We start from the raw sequence: 25,509 nt of genomic DNA, 5'->3' as shown, positions 1-25,509 counted from the left end.
TATGCCACAGACACAACCTACTCCCCAAAAAGAGAGCCAAGAAGAGCTCCTCACCCAGCAAGCCGATAACTACCAAATCATGCTCTACAACGATGACTACAATACCTTCGATTATGTGATAGAGCTTCTTATAGAAATATGTGACCATACCTACGAGCAGGCTGAACAATGTGCGGTATTGGTTCACTTCTCTGGCAAATGCCCCGTAAAAGAAGGCTCTTACGAAGACCTCCTTCCCCGCTGTAGCAAGCTCACCCAAGCAGGACTCACCGCTGAGATACTACCGAGATAAAAAGTATCAAGTATAAGGGTAGTATTATTGTAGAAAACTTATTTCTTGTTAAAGATATTCATTTTGTCAGGAATCACTTTTACAGAGGGAGCTTTTTTAGAAGTCTTTTTTACATCCTGTATGACTTCCTTTGTGCCATCTATGCTAAGCTTAACAATTCTATTGGACAAGAGGAATAAGGCGCTATCCAAGTCTATGTTTTTTGAAATATAAAGTCTTTGAGGCTTCAGGTAGATAAATACCTTTTTAAGTTTGGTAAAGAATTTTGCTACTTTTGCCGAAAAATCTTTATGATTCGTACAAGTGTAAAAACGTCCACTTACATAGGCTCCTGAGGGACTTTTGAAAGCTGTAGAATATTCTAATATAGAACTGTTATATTCATCCAATACAAGGGCTTTCCTTAGGTCATGATAAGTATGCTCCCTATAGGTAATATGTTCTTTACCTTCCGTATCCGTTAGGAGGTAAAGTTTTTTATCTATGGTATCTTCAAATAGGTGTAGGCTATCTTTCGGAGAGGGAACTTCTATCATTTCTCCAAAATGTTCACGCAATATAGCTGCTATGATTTTTCTATCAGCATCTGTAGCATAAAAATTTAACTGTCTGCTCATGTTTTTTATCTTTAGCTCCTTATCAAGGATTTTTTGAGTATAGCCCTATGTGTTTGATTACAGTCATTGTTTATTGGATATCTCATGCTCAGGAATACTCTTTTTTAAGGAACAAAAGTACATTATTCCCCTAAGTTATACAACCCTAACAAACAGATTGTTCACGAAGATACTCCCAAGATAAATCAAGAATGAAGAATATAGATCGATGACTAATAACCAATATCTGTAAGGATTAAAGAGAGGTATGACTGATGCTCTTGTCTTTCAATGAGGTTGCCGATTGGATTCTAATTTAAATATGTTGTAATTATAAAAAAATTATCAAAAAAACACTTGCAAAAATACAAAAAAAGTTGTATTTTTGTGAATGGTAAAGATTTGTCTTATAAGAGGTAGTTCTTATTTAGAATTTTGGGATTGTAACTGTATGTTAATTGTACGATTGATAATTAACAATTGAATAAAAAGATCTGATATAGTAGAAAGAATGCTATATTTTTTGGGATAAGAGAATTGATAATTTGAATAATAAAAATTTATGGCTAAACAAATCAAACAAGTAGCTACTACAGAGGATTATATTGTAGCACGTTATGAAGACGATTCTATAGGAGTCTATAACAGATATGGCAATACTAAAGGTGCCTTACGTAAAATAGCCGAAGAGCAAGGCTTTGAGTATAACACTAACTGGACTACTCGTCAGTTTGGCAAAAAATTAATGGAAGGAATAAGCAGTGATGCTCCAGCGATTGCCAATGATAACTATATTGTGTATATAGATGCTAATGGCGCAATTATCTGTGGAGAAAGATTTGAAGGAGATACTAAAGAAGGTCTACGTACAATAGCTGAAAAATATAATATTCCTTATGAAAAAGGGTGGAATACGGACTGGTTTGGACGTAAGGTAATCGAATACCTGTTAAGTGTAAGATTCCATATAGAAGAGTTTCTAAGCAAAAATACTAAATTATTTTATAATGAGCGCGATTTACAAGTGAATTTAGCTCTTTTCTTGAAAAGTAAAGGGTATTATAATAATGTATTCTTAGAATATTCTTTACCAACTAAAGAGCTATATCCGGATAGTAAGTCTTCAGCTGATGTTAGAATAGATATCGTGGTAGAAGAAAACGGAAAATATATTCCTATAGAACTCAAGTATAAAACAGAGAAAGAAGAAGGAAAACTTAACAGATTTGGAGAAGAATGTTCGAATATAAGATTAAAAAAGCAAGGTGCTCAAAATATAGGGAAATATTCTTTTTGGAAGGATATAGAACGTATAGAACGAATAAAAGAAAGATTTAAGAATGTACAAGTTGGATTTTGTGTTTTTGTAACAAATGATAAAAGCTATAAACAAATATCAGGAGGGGCTACAGCTCCATTCTCTATGGAAGCGGGAGCATCTCGTATAGGAGATTTGAGATGGGATGGAGATGTAGAATTAGCAAAAAGACTTCCTACAATCTCACTAAAGGGAAGACACACTATTGAAAAATGGGATACTACAAAAAATGAAGATATAGAATTTTACTATACAATAATAAAAGTATAATCAATAATCTGAATAATTATCAATGAAGAAACTAATTATTTCATTAGCCCTAATAGCAGGGGTTGTTACGATAGGTTGTCGTAAAGAGACTATCGTAGAACGAATAGAAGTACAAAAAGGTAATAAAATTCTTTCGGGGACAGGGATACCTGAGGCAACACTCGGAGAGGAAGGGGATTATTATCTTGACCTTACCAATGCTAACTTATATGGTGCCAAGTCCAAAAGTGGTTGGGGACTTCCCCTAAGCCTTAAGGGTACTCCAGGGGCTAACGGCCAAACTCCTCGTATAGGAGAGAATGGGAATTGGTATGTAGGGGATACTGATTTAGGGGTAAAAGCAAAAGGATCACCAGGTACTAATGGTCTAACTCCTCGTATAGGGGAAAATGGCAATTGGTTTGTAGGAGATACCGATTTAGGAGTGAAAGCTCAAGGCGCCCCAGGAGTAGATGGTCTAACTCCTCATATAGGAGATAATGGCAACTGGTTTGTAGGGAATATTGATTTAGGAGTCAAAGCGCAGAGACCTCAAAGCGAGGTAGGTGGGCAAAATGGACAAAATAACCCAGGAACTAATGGAGTATCTCCTCATATAGGAGGGAATGGTAATTGGTTTGTAGGTACTACGGATACAGGAGTGAAAGCGCAAGGAGCTCAAGGTATACCTGGTACCCCAGGAACTAATGGAGTATCTCCTCATATAGGAGGGAATGGTAATTGGTTTGTAGGTACTACGGATACAGGAGTGAAAGCGCAAGGAACTCAAGGTATACCAGGCACCCCAGGAGCTAATGGAGTATCTCCTCATATAGGAGGGAATGGTAATTGGTTTGTAGGTACTACAGATACAGGAGTGAAAGCCCAAGGAGTTCAAGGTACCCCAGGTACTAATGGTAGAGATGGAAAGGATGGTTCTAAAATATATGGAGGCATAGGAGCACCTGCTAATAGCAGAGGTAATGAAGGTGATTGGTATATAGATACTCAAAACAAACGATTGTATGGTCCAAAAACAGCCACTGGCTGGCCTACTACCTATATGAGCCTCACCGCAAGTGAAGGTCAAGCACAGTCAGGACACTCAGGACACTCCAATGATTATGACCTAAGCCCTGATGGAAAGACTTTGAAATTTTGGAAAAATCGCTCCACTACAACTCTTGATATGGAGGCAGACCCTATACTAAAGAATGTTACAACTATTGGAGATCAAGCATTTTATGGGCAAACTAACCTAACTTCAATTGTCTTTCCGAAAGGACTCAAGGTTATAGGAGAGGGAGCATTCATGTATTGTAATCTGACAACGCTTGTAATTCCTGAGAATGTAGTGCAGATTGTAGCTGCTGCTTTCTATAATAATAAGCAATTAACAAAAGTTACTTTTAATTCAGAAAATCCTCCTTATACACCTAAAGGTCGTATTTTTGAAGATACAGGAAAGGTGACAGCTTTTGTTCCAGCTGGAAGTGAAGTTAACTACAAAAGTGTTCTTGGCGTATATGTGGCCACTAAGCCTTAAGTAACAATAAATTTTCCATGTACAACCCCGCCCTTTCCCCTAAGAAGGTGGGGTTTTTAACCAGATAATTCCTCAATTTCACTCCTAATTCACACATCATTCCTATCAGAAAGCATTTTTAATATTTCTGACTTTCAATCACTTAAAAAAACAATCAAAAAATATTTCAAAAAACATTTTGTCAATTAAAAAACTTGTTGTACTTTTGCACCCGCTTTCGATAAGGGAGCGTAGCTCATTGAAAAGACGAAAAAATTTTTTTAAAAAAGATTTGGTGGAATGGAAAAAAGGTTGTACCTTTGCACCCGCAAAAAAGATGAGGGTGATAAATGAAGCTGAAAAAAATATTTTAAAAAATATTTGGTAGAAAGGAAAAAAGGTTATACCTTTGCACCCGCCAAAAGAGCGAGAAGTTCATTAAGAAATATTGATAATACAGCACAGAAAGATTTAGACTAAGCGGGCTTTATACGAGTCAAAAGAGATTTAAAGATTTAACGATGAAGAGTTTGATCCTGGCTCAGGATGAACGCTAGCGGCAGGCCTAACACATGCAAGTCGAGGGAGAAGCCCTTTCGGGGGCAGAAACCGGCGCACGGGTGCGTAACGCGTATGCAACCTACCTTTCACAGGGGGATAGCCCGAAGAAATTTGGATTAATACCCCATAATATTATTGGATGGCATCATTTGATAATTAAAACTGAGGTGGTGAAAGATGGGCATGCGTCCTATTAGCTAGTTGGAGTGGTAACGGCACCCCAAGGCTACGATAGGTAGGGGTCCTGAGAGGGAGATCCCCCACACTGGTACTGAGACAGGGACCAGACTCCTACGGGAGGCAGCAGTGAGGAATATTGGTCAATGGTCGGAAGACTGAACCAGCCATGCCGCGTGCAGGAAGAATGCCTTATGGGTTGTAAACTGCTTTTATATGGGAAGAATAAGGCGTACGTGTACGTTGATGACGGTACCATATGAATAAGCATCGGCTAACTCCGTGCCAGCAGCCGCGGTAATACGGAGGATGCGAGCGTTATTCGGAATCATTGGGTTTAAAGGGTCTGTAGGCGGGCTATTAAGTCAGGGGTGAAAGGTTTCAGCTTAACTGAGAAATTGCCTTTGATACTGGTAGTCTTGAATATCTGTGAAGTTCTTGGAATGTGTAGTGTAGCGGTGAAATGCTTAGATATTACACAGAACACCGATTGCGAAGGCAGGGGACTAACAGACAATTGACGCTGAGAGACGAAAGCGTGGGGAGCGAACAGGATTAGATACCCTGGTAGTCCACGCTGTAAACGATGGATACTAGCTGTTTGGCGCAAGCTGAGTGGCTAAGCGAAAGTGATAAGTATCCCACCTGGGGAGTACGCACGCAAGTGTGAAACTCAAAGGAATTGACGGGGGCCCGCACAAGCGGTGGAGCATGTGGTTTAATTCGATGATACGCGAGGAACCTTACCAAGGTTTAAATGGAGACTGACAGGTGTAGAGATACGCCCTTCTTCGGACAGTTTTCAAGGTGCTGCATGGTTGTCGTCAGCTCGTGCCGTGAGGTGTCAGGTTAAGTCCTATAACGAGCGCAACCCCTATTGTTAGTTACCAGCAAGTAAAGTTGGGGACTCTAGCAAGACTGCCGGTGTAAACCGTGAGGAAGGTGGGGATGACGTCAAATCATCACGGCCCTTACATCTTGGGCTACACACGTGCTACAATGGTCGTTACAGAGAGCAGCCACTGCGCGAGCAGGAGCGAATCTATAAAGACGGTCACAGTTCGGATCGGAGTCTGCAACTCGACTCCGTGAAGCTGGAATCGCTAGTAATCGGATATCAGCCATGATCCGGTGAATACGTTCCCGGGCCTTGTACACACCGCCCGTCAAGCCATGGAAGCTGGGAGTACCTGAAGTCGGTCACCGCAAGGAGCTGCCTAGGGTAAAACCAGTGACTGGGGCTAAGTCGTAACAAGGTAGCCGTACCGGAAGGTGTGGCTGGAACACCTCCTTTCTAGAGAAATGACTAGTTGAGGGTCAGCTTAGTTTAGATCTGTGTTGTGTTATTAAGAAATATAAAAGATAAGCAGTCTCATAGCTCAGCTGGTTAGAGCGCTACACTGATAATGTAGAGGTCGGCAGTTCGAGTCTGCCTGGGACTACAAAGCTGAAAGGAAATTCTAGAAGCTGAAGAAGTTTTTAGTTTTGGGTTTTTAGTTTTGAGTTAGGAAAATCTGACTCAATATAGGGACTCAAAATTCAAGACTCAAAACTCAAAAATAACTTGGGGAATTAGCTCAGCTGGCTAGAGCACCTGCCTTGCACGCAGGGGGTCAAGGGTTCGAATCCCTTATTCTCCACAGAAAGAATGCCATAAGAAGCATTTTAGAACAAGTTCATTGACATATTGGATAAGATATCAAAAATTAAAACAAGTAGATACAAGAATTAATAGGTAAGTTTTGGATTTTGAGTTTTAGATTTTGAGTTGTTATAACTCAAGACTAAAAACTAAGAACTCAAAACTACTACATACGAGTACAAATAAGTTATGTAAGGGCGTATGGGGGATGCCTAGGCTCTCAGAGGCGAAGAAGGACGTGATAAGCTGCGAAAAGTTGCGGGAATTGGCACATACGAGATGATCCGCAAATATCCGAATGGGGCAACCCAGTATACTGAAGGTATACTACATCGCAAGATGAGCAAACCCGCTGAACTGAAACATCTAAGTAGGCGGAGGAGAAGAAAACAAAAGTGATTCCCAGAGTAGTGGCGAGCGAAATGGGAGGAGCCCAAACCTGTATTGTTTCGGCAATGCAGGGGTTGTAGGACTGCGATATTTGCTGTTTATCGAATTAGAACACCTTGGAAAAGTGTGACCATAGAGGGTGATAGTCCCGTATAGGTAAGATAAATAAGTGATAGCAGTATCCTGAGTAGGGCGGGGCACGTGGAACCCTGTCTGAAACTGCCAGGACCATCTGGTAAGGCTAAATACTCCTGAGAGACCGATAGTGGACTAGTACCGTGAGGGAAAGGTGAAAAGCACCGTGAATAACGGAGTGAAAGAGACCCTGAAACCATACGCTTACAAGCGGTCGGAGCGGCGAGAGCCGTGACGGCGTGCCTTTTGCATAATGAGCCTACGAGTTACTGTTACTGGCAAGGATAAGCACTTAAGGTGCGCATTCGAAGCGAAAGCGAGTCTGAATAGGGCGCTTAAGTCAGTAGGAGTAGACGCGAAACCTGGTGATCTACCCTTGGGCAGGTTGAAGCACTGGTAACACAGTGTGGAGGACCGAACTGGTTGTCGTTGAAAAGACTTCGGATGACCTGAGGGTAGGGGTGAAAGGCCAATCAAACTGGGAAATAGCTCGTACTCCCCGAAATGCATTTAGGTGCAGCGTTGTAATAAAGTTTAATAGAGGTAGAGCTACTGATTGGATGCGGGGGTTTCACCGCCTACCAATTCCTGACAAACTCCGAATGCTATTAAATGTTTTACAGCAGTGAGGGCTTGGGTGCTAAGGTCCAAGTCCGAGAGGGAAAGAACCCGGACCATCAGCTAAGGTCCCCAAATATATGCTAAGTTGAAAAAACGCGGTTGAACTGCATGGACAGCTAGGATGTTGGCTTGGAAGCAGCCATACATTTAAAGAGTGCGTAACAGCTCACTAGTCGAGCGGTTCGGCATGGAGAATAAACGGGCATAAGCATATTACCGAAGCTATGGGGTAGAGATACCGGTAGGGGAGCATTCTATAGGCGTTGAAGCTAAAGGCGTGAGCCATAGTGGAGCTTGATAGAAAAGAAAATGTAGGCATAAGTAACGATAAGGCAGGTGAGAAACCTGCCCGCCGAAAGATCAAGGTTTCCTCAGCTATGCTAATCAGCTGAGGGTTAGTCGGGGACTAACGCGTACCCTTTCAGGGGAAGTGGATGTACAACTGGTTAATATTCCAGTACTAGTATTTCAATAAAAGCGACGGAATGAGATATACGCTGCGCACAGACGGAGTTGCGTTGAAGGAGCTGTTATGGCTTTGATAGTACACTTAGGCTACGGTCGAGGTGATAATGCGTAGACAACGTTTCCAAGAAAAGCGAGAGATACTACCCGTACCGTAAACCGACACAGGTGATTGGGAAGAGAATTCTAAGGCGCTCGAGAGATTCATGGCTAAGGAACTAGGCAAAATAGACCTGTAACTTCGGGAGAAAGGTCGCCTATCGTAAGATAGGCCGCAGTGAAAAGGTCCAAGCGACTGTTTATCAAAAACACAGGACTCTGCAAAATCGAAAGATGAGGTATAGGGTCTGACACCTGCCCGGTGCTGGAAGGTTAAGAGGAGGGCTTAGCGTAAGCGAAGGTCTGAATTGAAGCCCCAGTAAACGGCGGCCGTAACTATAACGGTCCTAAGGTAGCGAAATTCCTTGTCGGGTAAGTTCCGACCTGCACGAATGGTGTAACGATTTGGACACTGTCTCGGCCATGAGCTCGGTGAAATTGTAGTATCGGTGAAGATGCCGATTACCCGCAGTGGGACGAAGAGACCCTGTGCACCTTTACTACATCTTCGTATTGACCTTGGATAAGTGATGCGTAGGATAGGTGGGAGACTATGAATGGGGCATTCCGGTGCTTCAGGAGTCGTTGTTGAAATACCACCCTTTGCTTATCTGAGGCCTAACTCTCCTGTAGGGAGAGGACAATTCGTGGAGGGTAGTTTGACTGGGGTGGTCGCCTCCAAAAGAGTAACGGAGGCTTCTAAAGGTTCCCTCAGCACGCTTGGTAACCGTGCGTAGAGTGCAATGGCAAAAGGGAGCTTGACTGAGAGACCTACAAGTCGATCAGGTACGAAAGTAGAGCATAGTGATCCGGTGGTTCCGTATGGAAGGGCCATCGCTCAAAGGATAAAAGGTACGCCGGGGATAACAGGCTGATCTCCCCCAAGAGCTCACATCGACGGGGGGGTTTGGCACCTCGATGTCGGCTCGTCACATCCTGGGGCTGGAGAAGGTTCCAAGGGTTGGGCTGTTCGCCCATTAAAGTGGCACGCGAGCTGGGTTCAGAACGTCGTGAGACAGTTCGGTCTCTATCTACTGTGGGCGTTAGAAATTTGCGTGGAGCTGACTCTAGTACGAGAGGACCGAGTTGGACTAACCGCTGGTGTATGAGTTATTCTGCCTAAGGGTACAGCTCAGTAGCTATGTTAGGAAGGGATAAGTGCTGAAAGCATATAAGTACGAAACCCACCACAAGATGAGATTTCTTTTGAGGGTCGTGGGAGATGACCACGTTGATAGGTTACAGGTGTAAAGGTGGTAACATCAAAGCCAAGTAATACTAATAACCCGAAGACTTATTGTACAAAAATTCTTTTTTAATGATTAATGATCAATCATTGCATTAAACATTAATCATTATCAAAATAAACATTGTTTTGGTGTCTTATCCAATGTAGTCAATAATTAATTATTAATGATCAAATATTACTCATTAATCATTATATAAAAATTTAAGGTGGTTATAGCGAAAGGTCTCACCTCTTACCATTCCGAACAGAGAAGTTAAACCTTTTAGCGCAGATGGTACTGCATTTTGTGGGAGAGTATGTCGCCGCCTTCTTATCAAAAACCGAATTATTCATAAGAATAGTTCGGTTTTTTTCTATTAATCATTAACCATTGAATATTAACCATTATGAACCACGAAATTCTTCGAGAAATAATCACTACTCCTATGCCTTATGGCAAGTATAAGGGCACGATGATTGCGGATTTGCCTCTGTACTACTTAGAATGGTTTGCCTCTCAGGGCTTCCCTAAGGGAAAGCTCGGAATGCTCTTGGCCACTACCTTCGAAATTAAAACCAATGGTCTCCAAGAAATTATCGATACACTCAAAAAGCTATAAAAGGCTTTTATTTTTCTTCTTTTTATAAAATCAAGCAAAGTTACTTCTCTTGAAAATAATCACAAAAATACAACTTCTTTTGCTGTTAAATACAATAACTCATATAATCCTCTTATGTAGGATGATAGAATAGCAATTTTCGGGTTGTTTTCTAAGGAGGTTTGGGAAAGAAAGTGATAAAACACTTGACAAACAGGTATAAAAGTTGTACTTTTGTGGGGCTCAAACTATTTTTAATAATGATATAAAGAAACATTCTTTGCGAGATTCTTTTTTGTATAGTAATTTTAAGAATGCTACTTTTTTAAATTATCAGGATGTTGTTGATTTAATAATTTAAGTTTCGTAAATTGTATAATTTATTGATTTTCAAAAACTCCCCCCCCCTCTTCACATACTCGCTCTCGCGACTTCCTCCAAAGGGGGAATGAGATAGTTTATGATTCTCAAGAAGTTAGAGAGGGGACATTTTCCAGATTGATAGACAATTTTTATCTTTTTCAACGCATCCCACATACCCAGCTGTGAGCACTCGCTGGCTTTCCCCTCTCGGAGGGGATAGTCCGTGAATACATGGAACGGAGTATGTGAGGGGAGGTTTATTTTGTAAAATATTGATTATTAACTAATTACAAATATAATTATAGCCTAAAAATGACCTGCGAAACTTAAATTAGTAATTGCCAAAACATCGAAACACTACTCCATAGAGGGATTTTTTGGAGCGAGGCGTGTGGTATAAGCGATATGAAAAGTGCCAATGGAGGCAGAAATAAGAGGTGAGAAAATAAAAATAGGCAAAAAGGGTGTAAATATGGATAATGTAATAATATATCAAAGAATAGAATCTTTAGATGATAGAGAGAGGGCGCTTTTTGCTTTTTCAATGGCTGAACGAATTGGTATAGGTTTGCGTTACTATCGCTTCTCAACCAGCTGTTTTTGAAATAGCGTTCAAACTCGTCATCTCTCCAGTAATTGGCAAGGATATAAGTGTTTATTTATACTTGTTGTTACGCTTATTTCTTCTCTTTTGTCTTTCTTCCTGTTCCTTACGGGCTTGGAATTGTTCATCATAATATTCGAAAATGCTGATCCAGCTCTCGTAAAGCGGTTTAAGAAACCCCTCGGCTTTGCGGCGCTCATAATCTCTTTTACGATAGGGGTCGAATACTTTTCCTGGGGGTAGAGGGCGGTTTTTATCCATATACCATACGATGAAAGACCAAGAACTTTTAGGAGTATTATCTATACGAATACTGGTTGCTAAAATTTTGTGATGACAAAAACCAAGAGATACGCTTGCCCCTATTCCGTTGAATTTTAAAAACGGTAATACTTTATCAAAGGGCATCGTTATAGGTTTGCCATAGAATATACCAGGGAAGGTAATGATCCCGTTGAGGCGGTCTAATATAATTTTTTTAGGAGGATGAGTGTAATGATAGACAATATAAAGGATACCCGTAAGAAAAAAAATAACAAGAACAAAAACACCGGGTATTTCAAAGGCATCTCTTGAAAAAGCCCCGAAAGATGTAAAAACAAGAAAGACTACTCCTAAATAAATATACATTTTCCCTATGTATATGGATTCATCCTCTATATAAAATTGGTCATCTGCTCTTGTGATACCATTTTCTTTACACATTTCATTTATTTCTCGAGGGCGTTCTAAGATGATATGGGGGAAATAGTTTCTTTTCCACCAAACGTATTTTAATTCTCTTTTCATAGTTTTAATTTACCATTTATGAGTTGGTTTATTGTGCCTACAGTTTCTTTTTTTAAAGGTGCCGTAAATTCATAAGAGTAATAAACACTTGGTTTATAGTTGTTTGATCCATATTCTCTATAATTTAGATGTAGAGGTACAGACACTATAAAATATTTAGGGTCGCCTGCGTAAGTATACGGGAAATCCTCTTGGTTGAGTTGTAATTTATAAGCAATTATAAATTTTACCCCCATAGCAGTTCCATATTTGTATCTCCGCCACTGAGAAATACAAATATCTACCTTTATACACCACTTCCCATTTTCTGTGGTTAATATAGGTGTGCTTATGGCTCCTTTTGGAACTTCTTCAATGCTTTTTGTTACAGCGTTCTGCACAAAGATTCTGTAATCGAATTGGTCTACATCCTTTAAACTATCGCTAAACTCGGGAAAGGCTACAATATCCACTTCATCAACCCCTCCCGTACAGCAATAAATGCTATTATTATTATTATCAAATAAAGAATCCATATTACGGGAAATTCCTATTACTTTTAAATCACTTTTGTTGAACAAGTTTAAGAAAGATTGATAACACAAGTGTATGTTTCTTTGCCAAGGTTTAATCAATTTTTTATTTTTGCTGTTCATCAATAGGTTGCGATTTCTGTAAACTTGGTGGAGGTAGTACCACGAAGGGGTATCTAAAGCCTTTTGGTATAGCTTCACATCACTATCGCTTCTCAACCAGCTATTTTTGAAATAGCGTTCAAACTCGTCATCTATTAGGTAATTGGCAAGGATATAAGTGTTTATTTATACTTGTTGTTACGCTTATTTCTTCTCTTTTGTCTTTCTTCCTGTTCCTTACGGACTCGGAATTGTTCATCATAATATTCATAATATTCGAAAATGCTGATCCAGCTCTCGTAAAGTGGTTCAGGAAAACCCTCGGCTTTGCGGCGCTCATAATCTCTTTTGCGATAGGGGTCAAACACTTTTCCTGGGGGTAGAGGGCGGTTTTTATCCATATACCATACAATGAAAGACCAAGATTTTATAGGTGTATAATCTAAATCTATATCGGTTGCTAAAATTTTGTGATGAGAAAAACCAAGAGATACGCCTGCCCCTATTCCGTTGAATTTTAAAGCTGCTGACACTTTATCAAAGGGCATAGTTATAGGTTTGCCATAGAATACCCCAGGGAAGGTAATGATCCCGTTGAGGCGGTCTAATATAATTTTTTTAGGAGGGTGAGTGTATTGATACACAATTAAAAGAATACCCGTAAGAAAATAAAGAATAAGAAAAAAAACACCCGGTATTTCAAAGGCATCTCTTGAAAAAGCCCCGAAAAATGCAAAAATAAGAAAAAATAACCCTATATACATATACATTTTTCCTGTATATAAAGATTTATCTACTATATAAAATTGGTCATCTGCTCTTGTGATACCATTTTCTTTACACATTTCGTTCTTTCCTCGAGGGCGTTCTAAGATGATATGGGGGAAATAGTTTCTTTTCCACCAAACGTATTTTAATTCTCTTTTTACTGTTTTGCCTATTGTTTTAATTGTTTTAGTATTACGAAGCTGTTTAAACTTTTTTTTATAATAAAGTAAAAGTTCCCGAAAATTAGTAATTTTGTGTTTGAGAAAAAACACCAAAATTTAGGAACTTTGGACAAAGATACAATAAATAATTGGATTATTCCCTTTTTAAGTGTAGGAAAAAGAGGATTTAAAAGTAATTTTGATTTAGATCAATATTTTTATTGATTATCAAGAGATTAAAAACAAGGGTGCAATGGAGAGAACTTCCAATTGAGAGCTATTTTGAAAAAGGAAAAATCTCTTGGCAAAATGTTTATTACTACTTCAATAAATGGAGTAAAGATGGTAGTTTTCAGCGAGTATGGTTGAATCTATTAAGGAAGAAGAAAAGAAAGTTAGATATGTCTTGCGTTCAATTGGATGGTAGTCATACACATTGTCGGCAAAAAGGAGAATCTACAGGCTATCAAGCAAGAAAAAAATCCGTAATCACAAATAGCATTTTTTTTGTGATAATAAAGGGCAAATGATAGCAATGGGGAGTCCTAAAGCTGGAAATCACAATGACTTATATGAAATAGAAGAAGTACTAAAAGAAATCTTAGCTTTGTTAGAAGAAGCAGGAATAGAGCATAAAGGTCTATTTCTCAATGCTGACGCAGGATTTGATAGTAAGTCTCTTAGAGAGTTTTTAGAAAGTAAAGAAATTATAGCAAATATAAAACCTAATCCCCGAAATGGAGAGCAACCAGATGTTTATTTTGATGAAGAATTGTACAAAAATAGGTTTAAAATTGAACAAGCAAATGGTTGGCTTGGCGGATATAAAGGTTTGATAATGAGATATGAGTATCTTGACGTGACTTGGATTGGAATGCTCCTATTAGGATTTATATCCAAGTTCCTCAAAAAAGTTTAAACACGTTTATAATAAATAATGATTCCTTGTTGCTATTTGTCAATAATTTAAAAGAAGCAATTACTCAAAGCTTTAATAAATTGGAAGTAAGCACTCAGTCGCCTATATCAAATATTTTTGAACTAATTAAAGAAGAATTATCAAAGGAGGATATCCATCATTGGTTAGGTCGTGAAATAGGTCGTGATTGAGGTTGCTGGGGAGGACTATGTAGATGCATAGGGCGATTGGCAAAGAGGATGTTTCCTTAAAAATAATCTCGAGGGGTGGAGGTAGGTTTCTATTTTTTTTGTACATTTGCCCTTGAGAAACAAAATAAAACTTATATGAAACAAGAACAAACAGATGTCCTTGTCATAGGGGCAGGGCCTTCAGGATGTGTATCCGCTGCGTATTTGCATAAGCAGGGAGTAGCCGTAAGGGTGGTGGAGAAGACACGCTTTCCACGCTTGGTAGTGGGGGAGAGCTTGATTCCTCGTGTGATGGATCATTTCGAAGAGGCGGGGTTCCTCCCAGCCTTGGAAGCACAGAAATATGAGGTAAAATGGGGGGCGCGCTTCATTCGTGGCGAGCAAGTATGTCAGTTCGATTTTTCTAAGAAATATTCTAAAGGTTGGGACTGGACATGGCAGGTGCCTCGTGCGGATTTTGACAATGTCTTGGCACAGGAAGTGGTGCGCCAAGGAGTGCCTTTGGCCTTCGAGACAGAAGTGACTAATGTAGAGTTCTTCGATGGTTACCAGCTCACCACCGTGAAGGATAAGAAGGGAGAGACTTACCAGATCCGCTCTAAGTTTGTCATCGATGCCAGCGGTTACGGGCGTGTATTGCCTCGCTTATTGGATCTGAATGAGCCTTCGAAATTGGACGATCATTCGGCTATTTTTACCCATATCAAAGAGGAGAAAGTTCGTCCAGAAGGAGAAGAAGGAACACTTATTTCTTTTGATATATTGGAGCGTGAGGTATGGCTTTGGGTGATTCCATTCTCCAATGGCAATACCAGTGTAGGGGTGGTGGGACCTACTCACTACATTAACAGCCTATCCGCAACAGGCGATACAGCTGAGGCGCTACGCCAAGCGATAAAGACTTCCGACTTCTACAGAGGGCGCTTTGAGAAATCAGATTTTCTCTTTCCACCACAGAAGATACAGAGCTATTCCTGTGCCGTAAAGCGCCTATACGGGGATGGGTATGTGCTTACGGGCAATAGTACAGAGTTTTTGGATCCTGTGTTCTCCTCAGGAGTAGCCTTTGCTACCGAATCGGGAATGCTTGCGGCGAAATTGGTAAAGCGCCAGCTCTCTGGAGAAAAGGTAGACTGGGAGAAGGAGTACACCCAGTACATGAAGCGCGGTATAGATGTCTTTACCTCGTATGTAAGGGAGTGGTATACAGGCAACTTGCAGACCCTCTTCTTCCACGAACCTGGCAACGAAGAGGTGAAGAAAAAGATATGTTCTGTCCTTGCAGGATATGTGTGGGATGAGAGCAATGTTTTTGTCAGGAAACATGCCACTATTATAAAGAATATGGCCTATGCTATAGAGAATGGTTTAGGCATGCAAGAAGAATAGGGGAATGGAAGCCCTTTTGAGCCTAAAACTCTCTCATATTCTTTTTTTGGATATAGAGACGGTACCCCTACAGCCCTCCTACGAGGAGCTATCTCCCGTGGAGAGGAGCTTGTGGGAGGACAAGACGCGCTACATTCGTCAGGAAGTTCCTGCGGAGGATTATTATGAAAGAGCAGGAATCTGGGCGGAGTTCGGCAAGATAGTCTGTATCTCGGTAGGCTATTTTGTGGTTAAGAATGGGCAACGTCAGTTTCGGGTGCGCTCGTTTGTAGGAGAAGAGCGGGATATTTTAGAGGATTTTTCCTACTTAGTGAACCAGTTTTTCAGTGGGCGGGAGCACCTATTGGCGGCGCATAACGGCAAGGAGTTTGACTTTCCTTTTATCGCGCGGCGGATGTTGATACTGGGGCTTGCTCTTCCCGAGAAGCTACAGCTCTTTGGCAAGAAGCCATGGGAGTTGGGCTTTTTGGATACCTTAGACCTATGGAAGTTTGGCGACTATAAGCACTATACCTCCCTGAACCTATTGGCCTATGTGCTGGGTATTCCCTCACCTAAGGACGATATCACAGGGGCAGAGGTTAGGGCTGTCTACTACCAAGAGCAGGATATAGCGCGCATCGCCCAATACTGCCAAAAAGATACTCTCACGGTAGCGCAGATTCTTTTGCGTATGCGAGGAGAGCCCCTACTGGAGCCAAAAGAAATCCACTATGCTACTTAGTTACGCTTATCCTCTCCCCAGAGGAGCTTGTTGCGGAGCGTCTTGAAGAAGTCGTTTCCTTCAAGTTCGATGGTTTTGAGATGGAACGGCGCCAGGGATATTTTCACCGAGGTTTCGCAAGGCAAGATAGCCGAGCGGGCATCGTAGGTGGCCAGATAACACCCTTCACGGTTGGATACGTGGAGGGTGATTTCTGTACTATCGGGGATGATCAGAGGTCGGGCATTGAGATTGTGAGGGGCGATAGGGGTGAGTGCCAAGGTTTTGGAATGCGGCATGATCACAGGCCCCCCACAGCTGAGCGAATAGCCCGTAGAGCCTGTAGGCGTAGCGATGATGAGTCCATCAGCCCAGTAGGAAGTGAGGTATTGGTCATTCAGATAGGCTTCCACAGTGATCATAGCTGTGGAGTTCTGCCGGATGACGGTAATCTCGTTCAGGGCGAAGTTCAGAGGAGCGATGGGTCGTCCGTCGGTATGAGTGATCTGTAGGACAGAACGCTGATCGGTATGGAACCTACCCGCGCGAATTTTGGCAAACATATCCGTAATCTCCTCCTGAGAGATCGTAGCGAGAAAGCCCAAGCGACCGGCATTGATTCCGAGGATAGGAATCTGTAAGTGCTGGATATAGGTCATCGCCCAGAGGATGGTGCCATCGCCCCCGATGGTGAGCATCAGAGAAGTATCGGCAGGGAGATCCTCCACCGAATGGAAAGTCTCGACCCCCTCCAAGGGAGCCTGCTCTCTATAACGGCGCAGCAGATCCGCCTCTACACGGATGGTATCCCCATGGGAGCGCAGCTCCTGAAAGATGGAGGAGAGCAGAGGGTGGTATTCTACCTTATATTTTTGAGAATATATAGCAATCTTCACGATGTATCAATTTGATTATCAGTATTTTAATTATTAAAAAGCAATTCGCGATATTTGGTTAGTGTCCAGAGCTCGTCATCGATCATCAGTTCGAGCTTGTCGCAATGGTATCGGATTGGGTCAAAGAACGGGCGCACCTCCTGGCAGTAGGCGAGTGCTTTTTCCTCCACGGAGGGGAGGTTATTGACCTTTTTACGAATTTCGACCATAAGAGACACCTTACTGTGAATTTCCTTGATATGCTCAGAGATATGCTGGATCAGGTCAATCTGCTCGAAAGCCAATTCCCTGTACCCCTCCCCGAAGATATCCTTGAGTCCCTGTACATTTTCGATAAGGATATTCTGGTAGCGTACAGCCGTAGGGATGATATGGTTGCGAGCGATGTCGCCCAGTACCCGTGCTTCGATCTGTACTGTTTTGATATATTCCTCCAGATCAATATCATAGCGAGCGAGGAGTTCGGTACGGCTCAGTACCTTCATTTCCTCAAAGAGAGCTATAGCAGTCTCGGAGACATTCTCCTTGAGCGCTTGAGGTGTGGTCTTGTGATTGCTCAGCCCCCGCTTGGCAGCCTCCTCTTCCCAAGCCTTGCTATAGCCATCCCCTTCGAAGAGGATAGGCTTGGAGGCCTTGGCATAGCTACGCAATACTTTTAGAATAGCTTCCTCTTTCTTGAGGGATTTTTTCCCAGAGGAATGCAGCAGAGAATCCACTTCTTTCTTGAAGTCGGTAAGCTGCTTGGCGACAATGGTATTGAGCACCATCATAGGCTTTCCACAGTTAGCACTGGAACCTACGGCGCGGAACTCGAATTTGTTCCCTGTAAAGGCAAAAGGCGAGGTACGATTTCTATCGGTTGTATCGATGAAAAGATCCGGAATTTTGTTGATCACATTGAGGGTTTCCTTCTGAGAAATTTCCTTGTCCCCACCCTGAATTAGGGTCTGGAGAATCTTGGTAAGCTGTTCGCCAATAAAGACAGAGATAATAGCCGGAGGCGCCTCATTGGCTCCCAAGCGGTAATCATTGGTAGCGGAAGCCACAGATGCCCTTAGGATAGCCTCGTAGCGGTGTACAGCACGTATGGTACAGAGGAAGAAAGTAAGGAACTGTAGGTTGCTCATAGGAGTCTTCCCAGGGGAGAGTAGATTGACCCCCGTATCGGTAGAGAGCGACCAGTTGTTATGCTTTCCAGAGCCATTGACCCCGATGAAAGGTTTTTCGTGGAAGAGCACTGTAAAGTCATGCTTTTCGGCGACCTTGCGCATCAGGTGCATGAGCAGGGCATTTTGATCCACCGCGCGGTTGGCCTCGGAGAAGATAGGAGCGAGCTCGAACTGGTTGGGAGCGACCTCATTGTGTCGTGTTTTCACAGGAATCCCCAGCAGGAGACATTCCCTTTCGAGCTCCTTCATATAAGCCAATACACGGGAGGGGATAGCCCCGAGATAGTGATCCTCGAGCTGTTGCCCCTTGGCCGCCTGATGTCCCAAGAGCGTACGCCCAGTGATAAGCAGGTCAGGGCGTGTGGCGACAAGGCTTTTGTCGATTAAGAAATATTCCTGTTCGCAGCCCAAGGTAGTGGTTACATGGCTTACGTGCTTATCGAAGAGCTGAGCTACCTGAGTGGCCGCTTTGTCGATAGCCGTGAGCGCCTTGAGCAAGGGAGTTTTGTTGTCCAAAGCGGCACCGGTATAAGCGATAAAGATCGTAGGAATACAAAGGACATCCTCATAGACAAAAGGAGGAGAAGAAGGATCCCAAGCAGTATAGCCGCGAGCCTCGAAGGTATTGCGGATACCGCCATTGGGGAAGCTCGAAGCATCGGATTCCTGTTGTACTAAGAGGTTTCCAGAGAAATGTTCGATAGCCTCGCGGGAGGATATAGGGTCAAAGAAAGCATCGTGCTTTTCGGCAGTGCCGCCGGTGAGCGGTTGGAACCAATGAGTATAATGAGTAGCCCCCTTGGAGATTGCCCATTCGCGCATTGCCATAGCCACTTGGTCGGCGATATGTCGGTCGATTTTAGTTCCTCGGCGGATGGAGTTCATGACACTCTCGAAGACTTCGCGGGTCATACGTTCACGCATGGCGCCCTCATGAAAGACATTCTGAGCGAAGAGATCAGAGAGTCTTTCGCAGGAGGAAACCGGTAGCGGTTTCCTTTGTCGCACTTCACTTAAGGCATCGAATCGTAACATAAGGTATCGAGATTAATGATATTGTTTTCAGCTGACAAAAGTACAAAAAAACAATGATTAATTATCAAGAGACAATTGTTAATTCTTATTGACTCAAGTTTTGAAAGTTCTATAAGTTGCTGCTTCCCAAAACCTCCCTCTAACCCCCTTCAAGAGGTGGAGTTAGTAAGTATTAGAAATTCAATAAGTTATAGAAGGAATTTTTTTTCATATTGACTAATAAATTTAGCCTTCTATCACCTAATGATAGTCAATCAGGTGAATCAGGTGCTCAAGACCAATCTTTCGTCCGAGCAACTGGAGCTGATAGAGACAAATGTAATATAGGTATCTCACGTGCCTTGCTCTATAAATGTAAGGCAGAGTTCGGTACTATGTTGGACGATTTTTTTTAGAATAAATACAGATGAAGTAGTGAAAAACAGAACTCTTTGAAAAAGAGGATATATAGACTTTTTAGTCTTAATTATTTGTTAAAAAATAATAAGATTCAGTAAAAAATACTACCTTTGTGTTCAATTTTAAAAATTAAAACTATATGACAGGAGCAGAACTGCAACAATTATTAGATGCTCATTGTGAGGATATGAAGAGAAACATGCCAGGATTTCTTTTCTATGGGATTCTTAGCACCACCGATGGGAACACACTTTCGAAAGCCTCATCAAACGAAGAGACTGCAAAGATTATAGAAGAAGGGTCGCCCTATCACCTAATGATAGTCAATCAGGTGAATCAGGTGCTCAAGACCAATCTTTCATCCGAGCAGCTGGAGCTGGACTATGTGCTGATAGAGACCAATAAAATCACCTTTATGCTAATGATTTCGGCCTTAGGGAAATTCTTCTCGATCACCGCTTTGGATAGAGACAAATGTAATATAGGCATCTCGCGTGCCTTGCTCTATAAGTGTAAGGCAGAGTTCGGCACTATGTTGGACGACTTTTTTTAGAATAAGACGGGCGAAAGCCCGTTTTTTATTTTTCCATCACCGAGAGAATTCCCTCTTGGGCGGATAGCAGGAGCACCCATTCGGAGAAGTTGGAAATCTCTTCAGAGGATAGGGATAGGGTAAAGCAGTTATGAGCAGGATCCTTTTTGATTTTGGTAATGGAAATAGATTTTTTACGCAAGAGTGTTGCACAAGTCTCCAGTAGTTGGGTAGGGTCTTGCTCTTGAGCATAAGAGATTTCAAGAGTAGTAACGAAAGATTTTTTGATAATCTTGGACTCCACTGTCTTGAGAACAATCATGATAATGAGCATAAAGACGATGGCCACCAGGGCGATATTGTAGAATCCCCAACCGATACCCAGGCCGACACAGCCTGTAGCCCAGATGCCGGCGGCGGTAGTCATCCCCGCAATGCTCTCCCCACGCTCCTTGATAATGCTCCCCGCACCTAAGAACCCAATACCACTAATCACTTGAGCTCCCAAGCGCCCCAGATCGGTCTTGATGACTGCCGCTAAGCCACTATGTGTGTTCTCAAAATCAATGATATGGATGCGCAACTGATCCTGAATCATAGAGACAATAGCCGCCCCAAAGCACACAAGTATATAGGTTCGGAAGCCAGCAGGCTTGCGCTTGCGTTCGCGCTCGAAGCCTACCAGTCCGCCAAAGACTACCGCTAAGAACAATCGGAAGAAAACCACCCCTAAGGAGAGCTCCCCTACAAAATGTTGGTTAGAGAGCCCAGAGAAAAACTCATTCATACGCTACCAGATTTTAAAGCACAAAAGTACGAAATATATTTGTTAGCTAAGAAGAGAATTATTATCTTTGTGGGGCTAAATCCAATCCTAATTTTAGTCCTATATTTTCACTTTTTATTATGAAAGAAGTGCAAAAAAAGTAGTATTTTTGCCCTCTGTTATTGGAGTCTTTTATTGACGTTGCTATAAAAGACTTAATTATCTTTTATACAGTATTTTATTTTAAAAAAACAAAAAAATGGCCAAATATACCGAAGAAGAACTCAAAGAAGAATTAGAGAACAGTGAGTACAAATATGGGTTCTATACCGATATAGAATCCGATACGTTCCCCAAAGGGCTCAGCGAAGAGGTAGTCATCGCCCTTTCGAAGAAGAAAAACGAACCCCAATGGATGACCGACTGGCGAGTGGAGGCTTTCCGTATATGGCAGGCGATGCCAGAGCCGCCTCATTGGGCAAATATCAAGTTTGAAACACCAGATTTCCAAGATATAGCTTACTACTCAGCCCCCAAGAAGAAGCCAAAACTCAACAGCTTGGATGAGGTAGATCCACAGCTTTTGGAGACTTTCCAGAAGTTGGGTATCTCCCTTGAGGAACAAAAGCGCCTTACCGGAGTAGAGGACAAACCTGCTGTGGCTATGGATGTAGTGATGGACTCCGTATCGGTAGCCACTACTTTCCAGAAAACCTTAGCAGAGAAAGGGATTATCTTCTGTGCGATTTCAGAGGCGATCCAGAAACATCCAGACCTTGTACGCAAATACTTAGGAACCGTAGTGCCTAAGACCGACAACTTCTATGCGGCGCTGAACTCAGCCGTATTCACCGATGGGTCATTCTGCTATGTGCCTAAGGGCGTGCGCTGTCCGATGGAACTCTCTACCTATTTTCGTATCAATCAGGCAGGAACAGGACAGTTCGAGCGTACGCTTCTGATTGTAGATGAGGGTGCTTATGTATCCTATTTGGAGGGATGTACAGCCCCTAAGCGTGATGAAAACCAGCTCCATGCAGCTGTGGTAGAGCTCATCGCTATGGAAGGAGGAGAGATAAAATACTCTACAGTACAAAACTGGTTCCCAGGGGATAAGGATGGAAAAGGAGGGGTGTATAACTTTGTAACCAAGCGTGCCCTAGCGGAGAAAAATGCGAAAATCTCTTGGACACAGGTTGAGACAGGTTCTGCTATCACTTGGAAGTATCCTTCTGTAGTGCTCAAGGGAGACAACTCCATAGGAGAATTCTACTCTATAGCGGTGACCAACCACTTCCAACAAGCCGATACAGGGACTAAAATGATTCACTTGGGCAACAATACCAAATCCACGATTATCTCCAAGGGGATTTCGGCAGGGCGCTCGCAGAACAGCTATCGAGGTTTGGTAAAAGTAGTGCCCAATGCCAAGAATGCGCGTAACTTCTCTCAATGTGATTCCCTACTGATGGGCAACAACTGTGGGGCGCATACCTTCCCTTATATAGAAGCAAAGAACCCTACTGCTCAGATAGAACATGAGGCAACTACCTCCAAGATAGGAGAAGACCAAATCTTCTACTGTAATCAACGAGGAATAGATACTGAAAAAGCTATTTCCCTCATCGTGAATGGTTTTGGAAAGGAAGTACTTAACAAACTCCCTATGGAGTTCGCCGTAGAAGCCCAAAAACTTTTGGAAATTAGCTTGGAAGGCAGTGTGGGGTAGTTTTTTAGAGTGAAGAATGAAGAGTGAAGAATGAAGAGAGAAGAATGAAGAGAGAAGAATGCTCACAGTTGGGTATGTGATGGAAAATAAAGCTAAAGTTGCGAATATATGGAAGTGAGTATGAGACTCGCACCAGCAAAGACGTAACTTGCGATTTGCCCAGAATCCAGAATATAGAAAAGAAGACTTTTGATTGATTTTTCAAAAGTCTTCTTTTTATTTTCTAAGCAGGGGTTATCCTCTGATTCTTGAAGGAGAGCTACTTCTTATTCTTATAGGTATTGATCCCAAAGAGCCTATAGAGAGGGGAGAAGTTCAGTAGAATGGTGACGATAAAGGCGATAGAGATGATGCCCAAGATAGAGGCAATGGTATCGTTGGTAATGACCTTAGTCACTCCCAGAATGGCACTGACAAGTACGAAAATCAAGCGTACTTGTTTGTCTAATTTTCCTATATTTCTTTCCATAAAATCACGAATTATAGATGGGACAAAGATATAAAAAATACTTTATATAAAAAAATTATGAATCCCAATCTATAGAAAGGATTTCTCCTGAGAGGGCGAACTGTACAGCGATGACTTCCTCGGTTTCGATATCCTCATCATAATAAGGAGCGAAGTACATATCTACCTCGGCTTCTCCTTCTTGGGGATACCAAAAATCAATCATATCGAGCTCCAATTCGCTTACGAAAGTTTCGATATCATCGGGAGTTCTTTTTGTTTTTTCCTTAAAGTGATTGAAATAGTCAGGGTGCTCTTTCAGGTATTGTATAAGGATTTTTCGGGCTTGTTCTTCCCTTAGGGGTAGTTTTTTTATAAAAGATTCAAAAGCATCCAAGCGTTCTTTCAAGAGGTCATTTCCTTTGGAGAACCAGAAAGAGACCCATACAATACTGTCCTTGTAAGGGATTTCTTGTTCCCAAAGGACATCGTACGTATCATCCTCCAGAGTTTCCACCTTGGAAGTATCTAAAGAGCCGAAATAGGGATGTATTAGCTTTGTTGCCATAGGATTATATATTAATTCATCTCACTATACCCTACCGCTTCCCCGATGAGGGTGGTAGAGGTACAGTTGGTTATTTTTACATTGACAAAATCCCCCACTTTGTAGTGTTCCTTAGGGAAGACCACGACGGTATTTTGGGTATTGCGTCCCATCCATTCTTGGTCAGATTTTTTAGAATTTCCCTCAATGAGCACCTCTACCGTTTTCCCTACTTGCGCTTGGGTACGTAGGAGACTATGTTTTTGTTGGAGGTCGATGATCTCGGTTAGGCGGCGCTTTTTGACTTCGTCGGGGACATCATCGGCAATCTTGCGAGCGGCGAGTGTACCAGGGCGCTCGGAGTAGGCAAACATAAAGCCGAAGTCATACTTGACATACTCCATCAGAGAGAGGGTATCCTGGTGATCTTCCTCCGTCTCGGTAGGGAACCCCGTGATCATATCCTGAGAGATGGCACATTCGGGGATACGCTCACGGATGCCATCAATCAGAGCGAAGTACTCCTCGCGGGTGTGTAGGCGGTTCATCGCCTTGAGGATGCGGTTGCTACCACTCTGTACCGGCAGGTGAATATACTTACAGATATTGTGATGCTTGGCCATGGTATCAATCACATCCAAGGTCATATCCTGAGGATTCGAAGTGGAGAAGCGAATACGCATCTTAGGGAATTGAGTTGCGACCATATCGAGGAGCTTGGCGAAGTTGACCGCAGTAACCTTCTGTATATCAGAGGCTTTTTCGAAATCCTTTTTTAGTCCGCCCCCATACCAGAGGTAGCTATCGACATTCTGTCCCAGCAGGGTAACCTCCCTGAATCCTCGCGCCCAGAGATCCTCGATCTCGTGGATGATAGAGTGAGGGTCACGGCTGCGCTCCCTTCCACGGGTGAAAGGAACGATACAGAAAGTACACATATTGTCACAGCCCCGAGTGATAGAGACAAAGGCTGTCACCCCATTGCTATTGAGGCGAATAGGGGAGATGTCGGCATAAGTCTCGTCGCGAGAGAGCAGCACATTGACCGCATCGCGGCCATTGTCCACCTCCTGCAAGAGGTTAGGTAAGTCCTTATACGCATCGGGTCCTACCACGAGGTCTACGATATGCTCTTCCTCCAAGAACTGATGCTTGAGGCGCTCGGCCATACAGCCCAGCACCCCCACCTTCATGGCAGGCTTGTGACGCTTTACGGCATTGAACTGTTCGAGGCGCTTGCGGATGGTCTGTTCCGCCTTTTCGCGCACTGAACAAGTGTTGATCAGTACCAAATCCGCCTGTTGAAGATCTTCCGTAGTATTGAAGCCCACCTTGTGCAGGATAGAGGCAACAATCTCGCTGTCAGAGAAATTCATCTGGCAGCCATAACTTTCTATATAGAGCTTACGAGTATTCTTGGCATCCCCCTCCAGAGAGAGCGGCGCCCCTTGGCGGGTTTCATCAATTACTTTTTCCATCAAAAACAAACCTTGTTATAAGGGTGCAAAAGTAGTGAAAAAAAACGAGATAACCACCGGTGGGAAATAGTTAATTGTTAAGGGACAATTGTTAAGGGTTCTTTTTCAAGGA

22 protein-coding genes, 2 tRNA genes and 3 rRNA genes are annotated in these 25,509 nt (G+C 42.5%); 17 read left to right on the top strand and 10 right to left on the bottom strand.

The genetic code is table 11. The annotated features are described in order from the left end of the window. Position 1: 1 nt before the first annotated feature. Entirely contained in the window at positions 2-292 is a 291-nt protein-coding gene (locus CGC50_RS06780) for an ATP-dependent Clp protease adaptor ClpS (protein WP_002666618.1), read from the top strand. A gap of 38 nt (positions 293-330) precedes the next feature. On the opposite strand, the gene CGC50_RS06775 is transcribed toward CGC50_RS06780, so the two are convergent. Then, entirely contained in the window at positions 331-909 is a 579-nt protein-coding gene (locus CGC50_RS06775; RefSeq protein ID WP_095910207.1) for a hypothetical protein, read from the bottom strand. A 541-nt stretch (positions 910-1,450) separates the two neighbouring features. Here CGC50_RS06775 and CGC50_RS13870 point away from each other — a divergent pair. From CGC50_RS13870 to CGC50_RS06730, 9 genes are all read left to right on the top strand, one after another. Next, entirely contained in the window at positions 1,451-2,476 is a 1,026-nt protein-coding gene (locus tag CGC50_RS13870; RefSeq protein ID WP_198541598.1) for a hypothetical protein, read from the top strand. Between the two features lie 22 nt (positions 2,477-2,498). Next, positions 2,499-4,001 (top strand): leucine-rich repeat domain-containing protein, encoded by a 1,503-nt coding sequence (locus tag CGC50_RS06765; RefSeq protein WP_095910206.1) that lies wholly within the window; start codon positions 2,499-2,501, stop codon positions 3,999-4,001. 497 nt (positions 4,002-4,498) lie between these two features. Further along, positions 4,499-6,012, top strand: a 16S ribosomal RNA gene (locus CGC50_RS06760). 74 nt (positions 6,013-6,086) lie between these two features. Further along, positions 6,087-6,160 (top strand) — tRNA-Ile (locus tag CGC50_RS06755). A 124-nt stretch (positions 6,161-6,284) separates the two neighbouring features. Then, positions 6,285-6,358: transfer RNA gene (locus tag CGC50_RS06750), tRNA-Ala, on the top strand. Between the two features lie 182 nt (positions 6,359-6,540). Next, positions 6,541-9,372: ribosomal RNA gene (locus tag CGC50_RS06745) — 23S ribosomal RNA — on the top strand. Positions 9,373-9,521: 149 nt separating this feature from the next. Beyond that, positions 9,522-9,630: ribosomal RNA gene (gene rrf, locus CGC50_RS06740) — 5S ribosomal RNA — on the top strand. Together the 16S, 23S and 5S rRNA genes with 2 tRNA genes alongside form the textbook arrangement of a ribosomal RNA operon. A gap of 75 nt (positions 9,631-9,705) precedes the next feature. After that, positions 9,706-9,918, top strand: a complete 213-nt coding sequence (locus tag CGC50_RS06735; protein ID WP_002665952.1) for a DUF3820 family protein — start codon at positions 9,706-9,708, stop codon at positions 9,916-9,918. A 760-nt stretch (positions 9,919-10,678) separates the two neighbouring features. Beyond that, a complete protein-coding gene (locus tag CGC50_RS06730; RefSeq protein ID WP_157909435.1) occupies positions 10,679-10,864 on the top strand; it encodes a hypothetical protein in 186 nt (61 codons plus the stop codon). A 51-nt stretch (positions 10,865-10,915) separates the two neighbouring features. Here the strand turns inward: CGC50_RS06730 and CGC50_RS06725 are convergent, their stop codons facing one another. The 3 genes from CGC50_RS06725 to CGC50_RS06715 form a co-directional block, all read right to left on the bottom strand. Continuing rightward, positions 10,916-11,653, bottom strand: a complete 738-nt coding sequence (locus CGC50_RS06725) for a hypothetical protein (protein WP_095910204.1) — start codon at positions 11,651-11,653, stop codon at positions 10,916-10,918. Continuing rightward, positions 11,650-12,288: a hypothetical protein gene (locus CGC50_RS06720; protein WP_095910203.1), complete on the bottom strand. Its 639-nt coding sequence runs from the start codon at positions 12,286-12,288 to the stop codon at positions 11,650-11,652. The genes CGC50_RS06725 and CGC50_RS06720 overlap by 4 nt, the downstream gene beginning before the upstream one ends. A 161-nt stretch (positions 12,289-12,449) precedes the next feature. Further along, positions 12,450-13,307, bottom strand: a complete 858-nt coding sequence (locus tag CGC50_RS06715; protein WP_232781058.1) for a hypothetical protein — start codon at positions 13,305-13,307, stop codon at positions 12,450-12,452. Between the two features lie 137 nt (positions 13,308-13,444). On the opposite strand from CGC50_RS06715, the gene CGC50_RS14080 reads away from it, so the two are divergent. From CGC50_RS14080 to CGC50_RS06700, 4 genes are all read left to right on the top strand, one after another. Then, positions 13,445-13,726 (top strand): hypothetical protein, encoded by a 282-nt coding sequence (locus CGC50_RS14080; protein WP_232781057.1) that lies wholly within the window; start codon positions 13,445-13,447, stop codon positions 13,724-13,726. Next, positions 13,723-14,115, top strand: coding sequence for a transposase (locus CGC50_RS14075; RefSeq protein WP_232781056.1), 393 nt, complete (start codon positions 13,723-13,725; stop codon positions 14,113-14,115). The genes CGC50_RS14080 and CGC50_RS14075 overlap by 4 nt, the downstream gene beginning before the upstream one ends. Positions 14,116-14,381: 266 nt before the next feature. Continuing rightward, positions 14,382-15,695 (top strand): tryptophan 7-halogenase, encoded by a 1,314-nt coding sequence (locus CGC50_RS06705; protein WP_394363696.1) that lies wholly within the window; start codon positions 14,382-14,384, stop codon positions 15,693-15,695. A 4-nt stretch (positions 15,696-15,699) separates the two neighbouring features. Continuing rightward, on the top strand, positions 15,700-16,419 hold the full coding sequence (locus tag CGC50_RS06700; protein WP_095910201.1) for a 3'-5' exonuclease: 720 nt from the start codon (positions 15,700-15,702) through the stop codon (positions 16,417-16,419). Here CGC50_RS06700 and CGC50_RS06695 read toward each other — a convergent pair. Then, positions 16,416-17,294 (bottom strand): NAD kinase, encoded by an 879-nt coding sequence (locus tag CGC50_RS06695; RefSeq protein ID WP_095910200.1) that lies wholly within the window; start codon positions 17,292-17,294, stop codon positions 16,416-16,418. The genes CGC50_RS06700 and CGC50_RS06695 overlap by 4 nt on opposite strands. Before the next feature lie 26 nt (positions 17,295-17,320). After that, positions 17,321-19,498 (bottom strand): glutamine synthetase III family protein, encoded by a 2,178-nt coding sequence (locus tag CGC50_RS06690; protein WP_095910199.1) that lies wholly within the window; start codon positions 19,496-19,498, stop codon positions 17,321-17,323. A gap of 212 nt (positions 19,499-19,710) precedes the next feature. Here CGC50_RS06690 and CGC50_RS13865 point away from each other — a divergent pair, with 212 nt between their 5' ends. Together CGC50_RS13865 and CGC50_RS06685 are read left to right on the top strand one after the other, a co-directional pair. Beyond that, positions 19,711-19,893, top strand: a complete 183-nt coding sequence (locus tag CGC50_RS13865; RefSeq protein ID WP_198541674.1) for a hypothetical protein — start codon at positions 19,711-19,713, stop codon at positions 19,891-19,893. A 143-nt stretch (positions 19,894-20,036) separates the two neighbouring features. Then, positions 20,037-20,450: a hypothetical protein gene (locus tag CGC50_RS06685; RefSeq protein ID WP_095910198.1), complete on the top strand. Its 414-nt coding sequence runs from the start codon at positions 20,037-20,039 to the stop codon at positions 20,448-20,450. A gap of 25 nt (positions 20,451-20,475) precedes the next feature. Here CGC50_RS06685 and CGC50_RS06680 read toward each other — a convergent pair whose 3' ends face one another. Beyond that, positions 20,476-21,216 carry an MgtC/SapB family protein gene (locus CGC50_RS06680; RefSeq protein WP_095910197.1) on the bottom strand — a complete coding sequence of 247 codons (741 nt, stop codon included), beginning with the start codon at positions 21,214-21,216 and terminating at the stop codon, positions 20,476-20,478. Positions 21,217-21,454: 238 nt separating this feature from the next. On the opposite strand from CGC50_RS06680, the gene sufB reads away from it, so the two are divergent. Continuing rightward, positions 21,455-22,924 carry a Fe-S cluster assembly protein SufB gene (sufB, locus tag CGC50_RS06675; protein WP_095910196.1) on the top strand — a complete coding sequence of 490 codons (1,470 nt, stop codon included), beginning with the start codon at positions 21,455-21,457 and terminating at the stop codon, positions 22,922-22,924. Between the two features lie 259 nt (positions 22,925-23,183). Here the strand turns inward: sufB and CGC50_RS06670 are convergent, their stop codons facing one another. Genes CGC50_RS06670 through miaB form a run of 3 tightly spaced genes read right to left on the bottom strand, consistent with a single transcriptional unit; the run spans position 23,184 to position 25,397 of the window. Continuing rightward, the gene (locus CGC50_RS06670) at positions 23,184-23,393 is read right to left on the bottom strand and encodes a YgaP family membrane protein (RefSeq protein WP_095910195.1); all 210 of its coding nucleotides are present in this window, start codon (positions 23,391-23,393) and stop codon (positions 23,184-23,186) included. Between the two features lie 55 nt (positions 23,394-23,448). Then, positions 23,449-23,940, bottom strand: coding sequence for a hypothetical protein (locus CGC50_RS06665; protein WP_095910194.1), 492 nt, complete (start codon positions 23,938-23,940; stop codon positions 23,449-23,451). An 11-nt stretch (positions 23,941-23,951) separates the two neighbouring features. Next, positions 23,952-25,397 (bottom strand): tRNA (N6-isopentenyl adenosine(37)-C2)-methylthiotransferase MiaB, encoded by a 1,446-nt coding sequence (gene miaB / locus CGC50_RS06660; protein WP_095910193.1) that lies wholly within the window; start codon positions 25,395-25,397, stop codon positions 23,952-23,954. Between the last annotated feature and the right edge of the window lie 112 nt (positions 25,398-25,509).

The organism is Capnocytophaga gingivalis (assembly GCF_002302415.1).
GTDB classification, from domain to species: domain Bacteria; phylum Bacteroidota; class Bacteroidia; order Flavobacteriales; family Flavobacteriaceae; genus Capnocytophaga; species Capnocytophaga gingivalis.
Note: the sequence above shows the minus strand (reverse complement) of the source record. Positions and strands in the feature narration are given on the sequence as shown.

Coding starts and splice junctions, on each gene's coding strand:
- CGC50_RS06680 (WP_095910197.1), bottom strand. CDS start 21,216: ATGAATGAGTTTTTCTCTGGGCTCTCTAACCAACATTTTGTAGGGGAG.
- CGC50_RS06730 (WP_157909435.1), top strand. CDS start 10,679: ATGGAGGCAGAAATAAGAGGTGAGAAAATAAAAATAGGCAAAAAGGGT.
- CGC50_RS06725 (WP_095910204.1), bottom strand. CDS start 11,653: ATGAAAAGAGAATTAAAATACGTTTGGTGGAAAAGAAACTATTTCCCC.
- CGC50_RS06665 (WP_095910194.1), bottom strand. CDS start 23,940: ATGGCAACAAAGCTAATACATCCCTATTTCGGCTCTTTAGATACTTCC.
- CGC50_RS06775 (WP_095910207.1), bottom strand. CDS start 909: ATGAGCAGACAGTTAAATTTTTATGCTACAGATGCTGATAGAAAAATC.
- CGC50_RS06700 (WP_095910201.1), top strand. CDS start 15,700: ATGGAAGCCCTTTTGAGCCTAAAACTCTCTCATATTCTTTTTTTGGAT.
- CGC50_RS13870 (WP_198541598.1), top strand. CDS start 1,451: ATGGCTAAACAAATCAAACAAGTAGCTACTACAGAGGATTATATTGTA.
- CGC50_RS06735 (WP_002665952.1), top strand. CDS start 9,706: ATGAACCACGAAATTCTTCGAGAAATAATCACTACTCCTATGCCTTAT.
- CGC50_RS06670 (WP_095910195.1), bottom strand. CDS start 23,393: ATGGAAAGAAATATAGGAAAATTAGACAAACAAGTACGCTTGATTTTC.
- miaB (WP_095910193.1), bottom strand. CDS start 25,397: ATGGAAAAAGTAATTGATGAAACCCGCCAAGGGGCGCCGCTCTCTCTG.
- sufB (WP_095910196.1), top strand. CDS start 21,455: ATGGCCAAATATACCGAAGAAGAACTCAAAGAAGAATTAGAGAACAGT.
- CGC50_RS06780 (WP_002666618.1), top strand. CDS start 2: ATGCCACAGACACAACCTACTCCCCAAAAAGAGAGCCAAGAAGAGCTC.
- CGC50_RS06720 (WP_095910203.1), bottom strand. CDS start 12,288: ATGAACAGCAAAAATAAAAAATTGATTAAACCTTGGCAAAGAAACATA.
- CGC50_RS06690 (WP_095910199.1), bottom strand. CDS start 19,498: ATGTTACGATTCGATGCCTTAAGTGAAGTGCGACAAAGGAAACCGCTA.
- CGC50_RS06765 (WP_095910206.1), top strand. CDS start 2,499: ATGAAGAAACTAATTATTTCATTAGCCCTAATAGCAGGGGTTGTTACG.
- CGC50_RS14075 (WP_232781056.1), top strand. CDS start 13,723: ATGATAGCAATGGGGAGTCCTAAAGCTGGAAATCACAATGACTTATAT.
- CGC50_RS06685 (WP_095910198.1), top strand. CDS start 20,037: ATGACAGGAGCAGAACTGCAACAATTATTAGATGCTCATTGTGAGGAT.